This window comes from Pseudoduganella plicata (genome assembly GCF_004421005.1).
In the GTDB taxonomy this organism is placed as follows: Bacteria; Pseudomonadota; Gammaproteobacteria; order Burkholderiales; family Burkholderiaceae_D; genus Rugamonas; species Rugamonas plicata.
This window is the reverse complement of record NZ_CP038026.1, coordinates 1,809,464-1,823,120: the sequence shown is the minus strand read 5'-3', so window position 1 is coordinate 1,823,120 and position 13,657 is coordinate 1,809,464. Positions and strand designations below refer to the sequence as shown.

Sequence of the window (13,657 nt, the reverse complement as noted above, 5' to 3'; positions counted from 1 at the left end):
AGGAGCCTTTCATGCGTTATACCTGCTGTGTCCTGACCTTGTTGTGCACCGCCGCCTCCGCACAGACGCCCGCGCCCGTCACGCCCATGCCGAACCAGATCCTCGTCAGCGGCACGGTGCCGGACGAGGCCAGCAAGGCCGCCATGCTGGCGCGCGTGCGCGAGCTATATGGTCCCGAGCGCGTGGTCGACCAGATCGCGATCGGCAACGTGGTGCTGCCGCCGAACTGGAACGCCTACGTGCAGAAGCTGATCGGGCCGAACCTGAAACTGATCAGCAAGGGGCAGCTCAAAGTCGACGGCAACAATGTCTCCGTGCGCGGCGAGGTCGCCAACGAGGCACAGCGCCAGCAGATCGCCGGCGACATCGCGGCCAGCCTGAATCCCACCTACGTCGTGCGCAACGGCCTGCGCGTCAGCGCGGCCGAACAGAACCTGCTGGACACGACGCTGGGCAAGCGCATCATCGAATTCGAAAGCGGCCAGGCGGTCATCCGTCCGTCCGGCCTGTCCATCCTGGACGAGATGGCGGCCGCACTGCTGAAGGTGAAGGGCAAGAAGGTGGAGGTAATCGGGCATACGGACAACACCGGCCTGCGCGAAAGCAATCTGAATCTGAGCCTGGCGCGCGCCGAGGCCGTGCGCACCTACCTCTCCGGCAAGGCGATCGATCCGGCGATGATCAATGTGTCGGGGCAGGGGCCCGACCGTCCCGTGGCGGACAACGCCACGGCGGACGGGCGGGCGCGGAACCGGCGTATCGAATTCCGCGTCGCCGAATGATCACGGCAGCGTGATGGTCAGGCTGGCCGGACGTGGCGCCAGCTTGATCAGGTCCGCATAGCCGGCCATTGCATCCTGCGTGCCGTGCTGCAGCGACGTGCGCAGGCCGGTATAGACACTCACTCCCAGCAAGCCAAACAGCGCCGACAGGCCCCACAGCGGCACGTTGCTGCGCAGCTTGTGCACGACCTGGTCCGGCCGTCCCGCGCGCGGCGCGAAGCCGGTGCGCTTGCCTTTCATGTGGGCGATCTCGTCGCCCAGCCGCGCCGCCATGCAGGCCAGCTTGTCGGCGCCGTCCAAGGCATACCTGCCGTGGAATCCCAGCAGCAGGCACATATGAAACACCTGCAGCGACTGCAGCCGCGCAGCACCCGTCGTGCGCAGCGCTTCCAGGCGGTCGAAGAAGTGCTCGCCCGCCAGCTGGTCGCCGAACAGCCGCAACTGCAGCGGCCGCCGTTCCCACGTTTCGCGCAGCGGGAACTGCGAGGCGAGGACGATTTCGTCCAGCGCCGCGCAGTACGCATACTTCGCCGCCTCGATGTCCTCCACGTCGGCGCGCAGCTTGTGCGCCTCGCGTTCGAAATCGCGCAGGTAGTCCACGATCAGCTGTTCGAATTCCTGCTCGCCCGGCGGCGCGGATCCGGATTTGAGCAGGAACAGCATATGAAAGCCCTCGTGCAGCAGGTCCAGCAGCGAGTGCATGCGAACGCCGTCCTGCGTCACGGGGTTCCTGGCGGACAGGGACGGCGCGCCGCGCCGTTCGATGCGGGCGCTCATGCCGTCACCGCGATCAGTTCGACGCGCAGGTCGCGCATGCCGGCCGGGACGTAGATGCAGACCGACTGCGCCTTCAGCATCTGCTCATACAGCACGCCGCGGTTCTCCAGCACGAAGTAACACGTCTCGGGACGCACGGGAATGGCGGCCGGCACCTGCGGCGCATGGGCGATCTTCACGCCCGGCAGTGCGGTGAGGACGCATTTCTCGACGTCGTCCGGCGCGCCCGCCTTGACCCGCACGGGTACGATGTCCACCAGTTCGTGCGTCGGCATCGCCGCGCCGATGGCCAGGTACAAGGTCGTGCCGGCGCCGATCTTGCCCGAATCGAGCTTGCCCAGGTGGTAGGACGGTTTGTCCTCCGTCAGCGCGATAGAGAAGCAGCGCGACGAAATCACGGTATCGAGCAGGTCGCGCACGATCGCATCGAGCTGGCCGAAGCACTCGCCCGGCGCCTCGTGGCGGTAGGCGGGCAGGTTGGCCAGATGGTAGTTCTTCGAGTACGTCGTCAAAGCGCCGGCGAGGCCCAGCAAGGCTTCGAACAGGCGCTCCGGATGCAGGCCGGGATGGTGCAGATAGTGCATCAGGCTTGCGGCAGCCGTGCTGACGGTGTGCAGCAGCCAGAACGCCGACACGTCGCCGGAGCGGAACTCGATGACGTTGCGGCTCGGTTCGCGCATATGGCCCTGCAATGCATTGACCTTGGCCTGCAGCGCTTCCAGCAGCCGCTCCAGGCGATTGCGCAACGGCGGCGCGCCAGCCAGCGAGACGCTGGGTGCGACGAACGCGGGGTCGGGCTCAAAGCCGCCGGTGACGAGGCGGCGCAGCCGCACCAGTGCCAGACAGTCGAAGCTGCCGCGCGGATCGAGGTCGGACAGCAGCCGCGGCGCCTTGCGCAGGTACGATACCTCCGCCGACACGGCCTGCGTGAACAGGTCCGGCGTGGCGCGGTCGGCCTGGGTGAAGCGGGCAGCGGTGCGATGCGCCACGCTGCCGTCGTCGTCGACCGCCAGGTAATTGCTGCTGTCGCGCGCCAGTGCCGGCAGCGCCGCGTAATACGTGATCTCCTGCACGGCGGCAGGCAGCGCGGACAGGTCGACTGCCGGCGGCAGCAGGTCGCTGTCCGGCGCGTCGACGATTTCGCCATCGCGGAAGATCGCGCACAGGGCGTCGACGCGCAGCGTGTCGTTGCGCAGCGCCGCGTTGTCCCACTCGACACGCTGCACGCCCCACAGGTATGGGTGGAGGGCGCGCGCCATCTGCGCCACGCGCGCCTCGTGGTAGCTGTCCTGCTGCTGGAAGTGCTGCGGGCGCAGGAACAATCCTTCGGCCCACAGCACCTTGGATGGAATCGCCATGACGTTCTCCTCGTGATTTTTAGGCTTCAGCCGCACTGCGCTTCGGACAGGGGCCGCGCCAGCTGGCGCTGGCGGGCGGGCGTGCCGTCGCCGACCGTCATCGCGCAGCCGTGCAGGCCGACCGTGATGCCGGCTCTTTCCGCGTCGGCGGTCGGGAATGCGGCGCGCCAGCGCTGGCCGTCCGGTGCGCGGAACAGCGCCACGACGCCGATGAAGCCGGCCTCGCGGGTGACCTTCTCGCGCACCTCATGGCGTTGGCCCGGAATCAGCAGCACTTCGCGCACGTCCAGCAGATCCGACCCCAGCATCTCCTTCTCGGTATGCGCATTGGTAAACGCGTGATACGGCATGCGTTCGAATGTCTCGGCCCGGCGCAGCGTGTAGACGCGTGCGACAAGGGCCAGCGGCGGGCCGCCGTTGCCGCCGTTCAGCCCATCGGCCGCATGCAGCCGCAGGTCGATCACGCGCGGCGGCCGGTCGGCCTCCGACACGTGGCGCGGCGAGGACAGCCCGAAGGCGCCGAGTGTGGCGGCGCAGCCGGACACCGTGGCCACGGTGGCAGCCAAGACAAGGCAGGTTGTGAAGCGTCGCATGGTGACTCCTTTTGATTCCAGCGGACAAGAACATTGGAGGTTCATTTAACCCAATGCATCATTCGTCCCCATTGCGAGGGCGCAAGCGGGCATCAGGGGCAATGCCCAGGCACCCAATATTTTGCGTCAGCGCAATTCTTTCCACAGGTAACTCTCCAATAATGGCCTCCACCGCTTGCCAGGAGATGACTATGAGAAACACCTTACGACCCGTACTGCCCGCACTGACCCTGATCGCCAGCGCATTGCTGCTGTGCGGCTGCGCCACCGATTCCACTACCAGCGCCACGGCCGCGGGCGGCGCGACCTTGAGCAGCGCCATCGCCGAGGCCGAACGCAGCGTTGCCGCCGGCGACGTCGACCGCGCCTGCTCGATACTGCGCAGCGCCGGAACCAAATTCCCGGCCGAGAAATCGCCATGGATCCAGATCGCCCAGCTCAAATTCGACCGGAGCGCGTACGGCGAGGCGATCAACAACGCGCTCGAAGGGCTGCAGCGCGATCCGAACGACCGCCAGGGCAACAGCATCGTTGCCGTCAGCGGCCTGCGCCTGTCCACCAAGGCGCTGGCCGACCTGAGCAGGCAAAACCACCTGGGCGGCCCGCTGCGCACGGAAGCCCAGCACCTGGCCGGGCTGCTGCGCACGAGCCTGGGCGAGGACGTGCTGGTGCCGGCCGTGCAGAAACCGATCCGGCCGGTCGTCAGGCCGCGCCCCGCCATGGTCAACAGCGGCTCTCCGGGCCACAAACCGGCGGCCGCGGTGACGTCGCAGTCGAACAGCGCCGATCCGTTCGGCGCCCTCAAATAAGGAGCGAATATGGCAAACGGCGACAGTGTGCAGAAGCGCCTCAACAAGGTGAGGCCACCCCGGGTGCAGATGACGTATGACGTGGAAATCGGCGACGCGATGGAAAACAAGGAGCTGCCGTTCGTGCTGGGCGTCGTGGGCGACTACGGCGGCAACGCCGACAAGGAGCACAAGCGCCTGAAGGAACGCAAGTTCGTCAATGTCGACAACGGCAACTTCGACGAGGTGCTGGCCGGCGTGGAGCCGGTGGCCCGCTTCCAGGCGCCCAACTGCCTGACGGGCGACGGCGATCTGGCTGTCGAACTGCATTTCCGCTCCATGGCCGATTTCCGTCCCGAAGCCATCGTGCGCCAGGTAGCGCCGCTGGCACGCCTGCTCGACGCACGGGCCAAGCTGGCCGACCTGCGCAACAAGCTGGCAGGGAACGACAAACTGGATGACATCCTGACCGACCTGCTGGCCAGCACCGAGCAGCTGGCGAAAATCGAACCGCCGGACGGGGAGGAATGACATGTCGGCACAAATGCAAGTCACGGCGCCGGCGTACGCGGACGACGGCCTGCTCGACGAAATCGTCGAACGCAGCAAGGTTGCCAAGTCCACCGTCGAACATGCGCGCGCCAAGGACATCATCGGCGAACTGGTACAGCAGGTGATGGACGGCCAGGTCGTCATCTCGCACAGCCTGTCGGCCACACTGGACAACCGCGTGGCGGAACTGGACCGGCTGATATCAAGCCAGCTGTCGGCCATCATGCATGCGCCCGAATTCCAGAAGCTGGAGCAGAGCTGGGCCGGCCTGCACTACCTGGTGCGCAACACGGCCACGGGCCCGGGGCTGAAGGTGCGCATGCTCAACGCCACCAAGCGCGAACTGGTGCGCGACTTCCAGAGCGCGCTCGAATTCGACCAGAGCACGATGTTCAAGAAGGTCTACGAGGAAGAATTCGGCACGTTCGGCGGCGCGCCGTTTGCCGCGCTGCTGGGCGACTTCGAGATTTCACGCCAGCCCGAGGACATGTACTTCATCGAACAGATGTCGCACGTGGCTGCCGCCGCGCACGCGCCATTCGTCACGGCTGCCGCGCCGGAGCTGTTCGGGCTGGAAGGCTTCGGCGACCTGGGCAAGCCGCGCGACCTGGCCAAGGTGTTCGATACCGTGGAATACGCCAAGTGGAAGGCGTTCCGCGAATCGGAAGACGCCCGTTACGTGGGCCTGACCCTGCCGCGCTTCCTGGGCCGGCTGCCCTTCAATCCGGTCGATGGCACGACGGTGGATGGCTTCAACTTCGTCGAGGAAGTGGACGGCAGCGACCACCAGAAATACCTGTGGTGTAACGCGACCTACGCGTTCGGCGCCAAGCTCACCAAGGCGTTCGAGGAATTCGGCTGGTGCGCCGCCATCCGCGGCGTCGAGGGCGGCGGCCTGGTGGACGACCTGCCGACCCATACGTTCAAGACGGACGAGGGCGAGATCGCGCTGAAGTGCCCCACCGAGGTGGCGATCACGGACCGGCGCGAGAAGGAGCTGTCGGACCTGGGCTTCATCTCGCTGGTGCACTGCAAGAACACGGCCTACGCCGCCTTCTTCGGCGCGCAGTCGGCACAGAAGGCGCGTCGTTACAGCTCGGAAGCGGCCAACGCCAACGCCGTGCTGTCGTCGCAGCTGCAGTACATCTTCGCCGTCTCGCGCATCGCCCACTACATGAAGGCCATGATGCGCGACAAGATCGGCAGCTTCACGGCCGCTGCCAGCGTCGAGGACTTCCTGAACCGCTGGCTGATGCGCTACGTGCTGCTGGACGATAACGCCAGCCAGCAGCAGAAGGCGCAGTTCCCGCTGCGCGAGGCGTCCGTGCAGGTGCACGACGTGCCGGGCCGCCCCGGCGTCTATCGCGCCGTGTCGTTCCTGCGTCCGCATTTCCAGCTCGACGAGCTGACGGTATCGCTGCGGCTCGTCGCCGAGCTGCCGAAAACTACCGCCGTCTGAATCCGTCACCCATCACCCACCAGAAGAGGAGCATGCAATGGCAATCGACGTCTATTTGTATATTGATGGCATCAAGGGAGAGTCCGCGGACGACCGGCACAAGGAATGGATCGAGTGCAAATCCGTCGCGTGGGGCGTGGAGCAGCCGAAGTCCGCGACGTCGTCCACCGGCGGCGGCCACACGGCCGAGCGCTGCGAGCATCAGGACATCGTCATCATGAAGCTGGCCGACCTGTCCTCGCCCATCCTGCTGCAGACCTGCGCGGCGGGCCGTACGATCCCGAAGGCCAAGCTGGAGTTCATGCGTGCCGACGCGATGGGCGAGCGCGTCAAGTATTACGAGATCGAAATCGAGAATGTGCTGATCGGCGCGGTATCGCCGTCCGTGGACGAGGGCGACATCCTGACCGAATCGGTCGCACTCAAGTTTTCCAGGATCCGCTGGCGCTACACGCAGCAGAAAATCACGGGCGGCGCGGGCGGCAATACCTCCGGTGGCTGGGACCTGGCCGCCAACCGGATCGTCTGACGCGCGTCACCGACGCATGCCGCGCACTTGCCGCGGCATTTTTTTTCAGGGAGGCAGGAATGAGAGGTCTGACCCCCGGTCTGTTCGACCGCCTGCTCGGCGACCGCGGTTTTCGCGGCCGGCTGACGCTGGAACAACTGAAGGACGCCGTGGCGCGCGACCTGGAAGACCTGCTGAACACCCGCGTGGCGCTGCCGGCCGACGCGCTGGACGGCTGGCCCGCCTGTGCCGCCTCGGTCATCAATTACGGCCTGGCCGACATCGCCGGCAGCTGCCTGTCCAGCATCGACGATCGCAAGCGCATCTGCGACGACCTGCGCGCCACCATCGAACGCCACGAGCCGCGGCTGTCGAACGTGCAGGCCTGCGTGGAACAGCGGGCCGGCAGCGTGAACCGCATCGGCTTCGTCATCACGGGTGTGCTGCAGGCGCCCGGCGTCCTGGAGCCGATCAATTTCGACGCCGTGCTGCAGCCATCCACGCTGCACTATTCGATCCGGTGCGACACGCGCGGGCAGGCTTGACCGCACGGCACAACCGGCCGACTGCATGCGTCCGGTTTCGTTCACCGCGCGCGCTGTGCCCACTGAACCGCCCCTGGCATCAACGTCAACCGAAGGAGACATCATGCTCGATATCGACCAGCTGCTCGTGCCCATCAGCGTTACCCAGGTCAGCGGCGAGGATCTCAGTTTTTCCAGCGACCTGGATCACATCGCCCACGCCCGCCGCGAGGACGACCCGGCGCTGGAGCAGGGCGAATGGAAGACGGCGCTGAAGTCGGCGGACTGGCCATTCGTGGCAACGCACTGCGAACAGCTGATCCGCTCGCGCAGCAAGGACCTGCGCCTGGCGGTGTGGCTGGCCGAGGCGCATGCCAAGACGCGCCACTTCCGCGGCCTGGGCGACGGTTACGCGCTGCTGGCCGGCCTGTGCGAACGCTTCTGGGACAGCCTGTATCCGGCGCCGGAAGAGGGCGACCACGAACTGCGCATCGGTAACCTGTTCTGGCTGTTGTCGCGCTCCCCGCAGTTGGTCAAGGAGATTCCCGTCACGGAGGACGGCACCGTCTCGCTGGCCGACTTCGACGCGGCCCGCCTGCGCGCGGCGCACGCGGGGCTCGAAGCGGACAACAACAACCCGTGGGGCAAGCAGGTCGAGCCGGACGGCCCGGACATCGACGAACTGGACGCGCGCCGGCGCCGGAACCCGGCGGCGTTCAACGCGACGCTGCTGGCCGATGCGCAATACTGCCTGGCATCGCTGCAGACGCTTGAACGGGCCGTCGACAGGCGGCTCGGCGCGGACGGCCCCGGCTTCGCGCCAGCGCGCGAGGCGCTGCAGCATGCCATCGACTTCATCGGCCTGCTGGCGCCTGTCGCCGACGCCATCGAAACACCGGCGCAGGGCGACGGCAATGCCGGGCCGGCGCGCGCGGTCGAGCGCCATGACGGCACGATCGCTTCGCGCCAGCAGGCCATCGACCAGTTGCGCCGCGTGGCCGAGTATTTCCGCCGTGCCGAACCGCACAGCCCTGTCGCCTACCTGGCCGACAAGGCGGCAGCGTGGGGTGCCATGCCGCTGCACGAATGGCTGCGCAGCGTCGTGCATGACCGCGCTCAACTGGCGCTGCTGGACGAGCTGCTGGGCACCGCCCCGTCGGCACCGCAGGGCTGATACGCGTATCCCGCGCGCGCTTGCATTCTCTCTGCAATACCGTCAGACTGGCCCTGACGCTTTTGCGGAAGGAGCGACTGATGCGCAATCTTCGAATCGGGACGAGGCTCGGCGTGGGCTTCGGCGTGGTGCTGGCGCTGCTGGCGATCATGACATTGGCCGGCGTGCTGCGCATGCAGCAGGCCAGCCGGATGACGACGGAGCTGGTCGGCGAACGCACCCGTAACGAGCGGCTGATGGCGGAGTGGACCAAGATCATCGAAGTCAACGCGGCGCGCGCCAGCGCCGCGTTCCTGGCCGTCGATCCGGCCGAGCAGAAGGCCATCGAAAGCACCATGGCGCAGGCGTCCGCACGCGCGACGGAAATCCAGGATTTCCTCGGCAATGCGCTGCACGACCCGGACAGCCGCGCCGGCCACGCCGCGGTGCTGGCGGCCCGCAAGGCGTATGTGGCAACGCGCAGGACAGTCCTGACGGCCAAGGCCACCGACCCGGTGGCCGCGCGCCAGCTCTACACGGGCGGCCTGGAAAAAGACCGCATTGCCTACCTCGACGCGCTGGCCGCGTTGTTGCGCACCGAGCAGGGGGCGCTGGACGACACGGCTGCCGCCATCCGGCGCACCTATGAAAGCGGACGCAACCTGCTCATCACCTTCGGCGTGCTGGCGCTGGCCGCAGGCGTGCTGCTGGCGTGGCGCATCACCCGCACCATCACGGAGCCGCTGCGCCAGGCGGTCGACGTGGCCGAACGGGTGTCGTCGGGCGATCTGACCAGCGTCGTCGACACGTCGGGACGCGACGAGATGGGCCAGCTGATGGCGGCATTGAAGAAAATGAACGGCAGCCTGGTGACGATCGTCGGTCAGGTGCGCAACGGGACCGAAACCATCACGACGGCGTCGACGCAAATCGCGGCGGGGAACATGGATCTGTCGTCGCGCACGGAGCAGCAGGCCAGTTCGCTGCAGCAGACGGCGTCGTCGATGGACGAACTGACTTCGACCGTGCGCCTGAACGCGGACAACGCACGCCAGGCACGCGAACTGGCGCGCACCGCCGCCGAGACGGCGACGCAGGGCGGCGCGGTCGTAAGCGACGTGGTGCGCACGATGGATGCCATCAGCGCCTCGTCCGGGCGCATCGTCGATATCGTCGGCGTCATCGACAGCATCGCCTTCCAGACCAATATCCTGGCGCTGAATGCCGCCGTCGAGGCAGCGCGGGCCGGCGAACAGGGGCGGGGCTTTGCCGTCGTCGCCTCGGAGGTTCGCGCGCTGGCGCAGCGCTCCGCCACGGCCGCGAAGGAAATCGCCGCGCTGATCGGCGACTCGGCGCAACAGGTGCAGGCCGGCGGCGCGCTGGTCGGCCGGGCCGGGGAGACGATGCAGGACATCGTCCAGGCGATCCGGCAGGTGACGGATATCATGGACGGCATCGCGGACGCCAGCGCCCAGCAGCAGAGCGGCATTGAACAGGTCAACCAGGCCATCACGCAGATGGACCAGGTGACGCAGCAGAACGCCGCGCTGGTCGAGGAAGCCGCGGCGGCGGCCGAGGCGATGCAGGAGCAGTCGTCACGGCTGGCCGATGCCGTGGCCGTGTTCCGCGTCGGGACGGATGGCGACAGGCCGGCGCGGCGGCGGGACGACCGGAGTCACGCGGCCCCGCGCTTGCCGGCTTGACGGCGCCGCGCGGCTACAATGCGCGCATGAACCTGAAACGCGCTACCTGCGGCATCTGCCAGCGGCCGCTGTCCACCTGCATCTGCCGCTGGATCGCGCCCGTGCAAAGCACATTGTCGGTCCTGCTGCTGCAGCATCCGATGGAAACGACCAACGCAAAGAATACGGCAAGACTGCTGCATCTGAGCCTGCCGGGCAGCACCCTGGCGGTGGGCGAGCAATTCGATGAAGAAGCGCTGCGCGCGCTGCTCGACGGACCGCGCCGTCCGGTGCTGCTGTATCCCGACACCCCGGGCGACGCGTCGCTCGGCATCGCACCCGCGCCACCGTTCGACCCGGCGTGGGCCGACCAGGCTGAGGATCTGCTGCTGGTCGTGCTGGACGCGACCTGGCGCAAGAGCCGCAAGATGCTGTATCTGAACCCGCTGTTGCAGGCGCTGCCGCGGCTGGCGTTGCGCGATGTGCCGGCGTCGCAGTACCACATCCGCAAGGCCCATGCGCCGGGGCAGTTGTCCACGTTCGAGGCGACCGTGCACGCACTGGCGCAGATTGAAGGGATTGAAGCGCGCTATGCGCCGCTGCTGGCGGCGTTCGACGGCTTCATCGGCCAGCAGCAGGCGCTGATGCAGCCAGCATAATCTTCAGCCAATCAGCTTCAATCCCGGCGGCAGCGCCTCGCCGAACATGCGCTGCTCGCTGGCCTGGTCCAGCTCCACGACATCCTTGACCATGGCCGACCACGTGGCCGGGGCGCCCACGGCCGTCATGCGCCGCAGGATCTCGGCGCGCAGCGCTTCGCCGATGTCGCGCGAACGGTCGCCCGTCCTGCGCGCCAGGTGCGCCGCCGCGAAGCCGGCCGGTTCGATCTTCTTCCAGTCCAGCTGGAGGATCGCGTTCAGCCACTCTTCCACCGTGGCGGCAGGCGCCACTTCGTGCGCGCTGCCGTGGAACGGCTGACGTGCGCCGACGCGTCCCAGCGCCCACAGGTAGCGCGTAAAGCCGGCGGCGGCCCTGGCATCGTATTTCGGGCCGGACGTGGGCAGCGCCACGATCTGCCCCAGCATCCAGTTGCCGATTTCCGCCTTGTAGGCCGACGGGATGCGTTCCAGCGCGGCGCCCAGGCGCAGCATGTCTTCCTCGCTGCCGTCCACCAGCGTGACGGGGCGGCGTCCCCGCTCGGCCGCATCGGCCTGCAGGTTGAACGCGAAGTCGTCCAGCAGGCGCAGTTGGGCAGTCGCGTCGAGGCCGCCGGCCACGCGGCGCCACAACGTCCACCACTCCGCGCGCACCTGGCTGTCCTTCTGGTACTGCACGCCCGTTTCGAACATGGCCCACAGCTGCTCGATGCGCCAGTCATCGAGTCCATGGCCGAAGCCGGGCCGCAGGCAGTAGCCGGCCAGGTTGAGCCAGACCCGCTCGTGTTCGGGCGAGCGGCGCCGGCCCTTGGCGCGTTCCAGCAGCGCGTCGAACAGGCGGCGCAGCACGGGCGTGGCCCAGCGTTCGCGGCTGCCCAGCAGGTGTTCCAGCTCGCCGCGCAGGCGCCGCACTTCCTTGACGTCCACCTGCAGCGCGCGGCCGCCGAAAATGCGCTCGATCCGTTCCACCGCATCGGCAAAGCGGGGCGGCGGCGGCTCTTCCTGCACCTCGGCGCCATCCTCTTCCTGGCCGCGCAGCTGGAATTCCAGCAGCCAGCGCTGGCCGTCGTCGCGGCCCACGCAATGCACTTCCAGCGTGCCCACCTCGGAAAGCGCCACGGCCAGCTGCACCGGCACTTCCTTGCGCGCGGTGCTGCCGCCATGCTGCAGCACCATCGCAATCGGCGGCAGCGCGATGAAGTCGGCCGGATCGAGATCGGCCACGTCGCCGGCACGTTCGCCCGCGTCGGCCACCGTCGACACCAGGTGGAACCTGACGGGGCGGCCCATGCGCAGCGCGAACGTGCGGTCCGCCAGACGTACCTCACGGCCCGGCTGCGTGCCGCGCGGCAGGATGCAGACGGCCCGGCGCGGCACGCCCGGCGCCTTGTCGCCATCGAGCAGCAGGTAATAGCTGCGCGGCGAGCCGCCCTCGATGGCGGGCGCGAAGCCGTGCCGTGCCAGCGAGTAGGCCACGCCGCCGCGCGCCACTGCCACGTCCGGGTTTTCGTTGTGCAGGATGCGGATCGGCGCATTGCGCCAGCCCGACAGCGTGTCTTCCAGCCGGCGCGCCAGCGCATCGGCGCGGAACACGCCGCCGTTCAGCAGCAGCGTGTCCGGGACGGGCAACGTACCGTCATCCGGCGTGCCCAGTGCGGCGCGTGCGGCGGCCGCATGCTGGCGCAGGAACGACACGAGATGGCGCGTGACGGCCGCGTCGCTTGCATACGGCAGGCCGAATTCGACGATGGCGCCGCGGCCCCGGCGCGCCGCTTCCTGCTCCGGATTGAGCGGGAAGAAGCCATCGACGACGATGCGTTCGACGTCTTCCTTCAACAGCGTGGCCGAGCGGCTGCCGCCTATCAGCTTGGAGCCGCTGCCGAGTAACGTGACGGTGGCTTGACTCGGTGCGTCGTGCGCCAGCAGCTGTTCCTTCGCCGTGCGGCAGCGCTCCGTCAGCTGCGCCAGGCGGCCCGGCGTCAGTCGCGTCGCGGGTGCGTCCGGCTGCGCCAGGCGCGATTCCGCCAGGTGCGCCAGCGCCAGGTCCATATTGTCGCCGCCGAGGATCAGGTGATTGCCGACGCCGATGCGCGTCAGCACCGGCTCGCCGTGCTGCAGCTCGACGCGCACGAGCGAGAAGTCGGTGGTGCCGCCGCCCACGTCCGCGACCAGCACCAGGCGCGTGTCGGCCAGGTCAGCCGCCAATGTGTCGCGGTGGCGGAACAGCCAGTCGTACAACGCTGCCTGCGGTTCTTCCAGCAGGCGCACCTGCGGCAGCCCGGCCAGACGCGCCGCCTCCAGCGTCAGCGCGCGAGCGCCTTCGTCGAACGATGCGGGAATGGTCAGGACGATCTGCTGGCGCGCCAGCGGATGCGCGGGGAAGCGGTTGTCCCAGGCGCCGCGCAGGTGTGCCAGGTAGCTGGCGCTGGCGGCGACGGGCGAGACTTTCGCCACGCCGTCGTCCGCGCCCCACGGCAGGATGGGGGCGAGGCGGTCCACGCCGGGATGCGACAGCCAGCTTTTCGCGCTGGCCACGATGCGGCCCGGCACCTGCGCGCCGAGGCGGCGTGCCAGACGGCCGACGATGGCGTTGTTCACACCGGCGACGTCGGCTTCCCGCCAGGGCAGTTGCAGGTCACCCGCCGCGATCTCGCCAGCGGCCGGGTGATAGCGGGTGGACGGCAGCAGGGTGGCGGCGCCCACTTCGCCGGGCGCCGTCAGCTGTTCGATGCCGAACAGCTGCACGTCACGGGCACCGGGTGCGGCATACGCCAGCACCGTGTTGGTGGTGCCCAGGTCGATGCTGACCAGGTACTGGCTCATTG

General features: G+C 68.1%; 13 protein-coding genes. 9 read left to right on the top strand and 4 right to left on the bottom strand.

The genetic code is table 11. The features are described from left to right. Positions 1 to 11 precede the first annotated feature (11 nt). On the top strand, positions 12 to 782 hold the full coding sequence (locus E1742_RS08025) for an OmpA family protein (RefSeq protein WP_134384394.1): 771 nt from the start codon (positions 12 to 14) through the stop codon (positions 780 to 782). Here the strand turns inward: E1742_RS08025 and E1742_RS08020 are convergent, their stop codons facing one another. Genes E1742_RS08020 through tssJ form a run of 3 tightly spaced genes read right to left on the bottom strand, consistent with a single transcriptional unit; the run spans position 783 to position 3,510 of the window. Next, positions 783 to 1,559 carry a DotU family type IV/VI secretion system protein gene (locus E1742_RS08020; RefSeq protein ID WP_134384393.1) on the bottom strand — a complete coding sequence of 259 codons (777 nt, stop codon included), beginning with the start codon at positions 1,557 to 1,559 and terminating at the stop codon, positions 783 to 785. It lies immediately after the preceding gene. After that, positions 1,556 to 2,917, bottom strand: coding sequence for a type VI secretion system baseplate subunit TssK (gene tssK / locus E1742_RS08015; protein WP_134384392.1), 1,362 nt, complete (start codon positions 2,915 to 2,917; stop codon positions 1,556 to 1,558). Before tssK ends, E1742_RS08020 begins: the two co-directional genes overlap by 4 nt. A 26-nt stretch (positions 2,918 to 2,943) precedes the next feature. After that, a complete protein-coding gene (gene tssJ / locus E1742_RS08010; RefSeq protein ID WP_134384391.1) occupies positions 2,944 to 3,510 on the bottom strand; it encodes a type VI secretion system lipoprotein TssJ in 567 nt (188 codons plus the stop codon). 191 nt (positions 3,511 to 3,701) lie between these two features. On the opposite strand from tssJ, the gene E1742_RS08005 reads away from it, so the two are divergent. The 8 genes from E1742_RS08005 to E1742_RS07970 all read left to right on the top strand — a co-directional run bounded on the left by E1742_RS08005 (position 3,702) and on the right by E1742_RS07970 (position 10,835). Next, positions 3,702 to 4,319, top strand: a complete 618-nt coding sequence (locus E1742_RS08005) for an outer membrane protein assembly factor BamD (RefSeq protein WP_134384390.1) — start codon at positions 3,702 to 3,704, stop codon at positions 4,317 to 4,319. Positions 4,320 to 4,328: 9 nt separating this feature from the next. Beyond that, the gene (gene tssB / locus E1742_RS08000; RefSeq protein WP_134384389.1) at positions 4,329 to 4,829 is read left to right on the top strand and encodes a type VI secretion system contractile sheath small subunit; all 501 of its coding nucleotides are present in this window, start codon (positions 4,329 to 4,331) and stop codon (positions 4,827 to 4,829) included. A gap of 1 nt (position 4,830) precedes the next feature. After that, a complete protein-coding gene (tssC, locus tag E1742_RS07995; RefSeq protein WP_134384388.1) occupies positions 4,831 to 6,309 on the top strand; it encodes a type VI secretion system contractile sheath large subunit in 1,479 nt (492 codons plus the stop codon). Between the two features lie 37 nt (positions 6,310 to 6,346). Next, positions 6,347 to 6,838: an Hcp family type VI secretion system effector gene (locus tag E1742_RS07990; protein ID WP_134384387.1), complete on the top strand. Its 492-nt coding sequence runs from the start codon at positions 6,347 to 6,349 to the stop codon at positions 6,836 to 6,838. Between the two features lie 59 nt (positions 6,839 to 6,897). Then, positions 6,898 to 7,362: a type VI secretion system baseplate subunit TssE gene (tssE, locus tag E1742_RS07985; RefSeq protein WP_134384386.1), complete on the top strand. Its 465-nt coding sequence runs from the start codon at positions 6,898 to 6,900 to the stop codon at positions 7,360 to 7,362. A 103-nt stretch (positions 7,363 to 7,465) separates the two neighbouring features. Next, a complete protein-coding gene (gene tssA / locus E1742_RS07980) occupies positions 7,466 to 8,515 on the top strand; it encodes a type VI secretion system protein TssA (RefSeq protein WP_134384385.1) in 1,050 nt (349 codons plus the stop codon). An 80-nt stretch (positions 8,516 to 8,595) separates the two neighbouring features. Then, positions 8,596 to 10,197 (top strand): methyl-accepting chemotaxis protein, encoded by a 1,602-nt coding sequence (locus E1742_RS07975; protein WP_134384384.1) that lies wholly within the window; start codon positions 8,596 to 8,598, stop codon positions 10,195 to 10,197. Between the two features lie 26 nt (positions 10,198 to 10,223). Beyond that, on the top strand, positions 10,224 to 10,835 hold the full coding sequence (locus tag E1742_RS07970) for a tRNA-uridine aminocarboxypropyltransferase (RefSeq protein ID WP_134384383.1): 612 nt from the start codon (positions 10,224 to 10,226) through the stop codon (positions 10,833 to 10,835). A gap of 3 nt (positions 10,836 to 10,838) precedes the next feature. Here the strand turns inward: E1742_RS07970 and E1742_RS07965 are convergent, their stop codons facing one another. Beyond that, entirely contained in the window at positions 10,839 to 13,655 is a 2,817-nt protein-coding gene (locus E1742_RS07965) for an Hsp70 family protein (RefSeq protein WP_134384382.1), read from the bottom strand. Positions 13,656 to 13,657 lie beyond the last annotated feature (2 nt).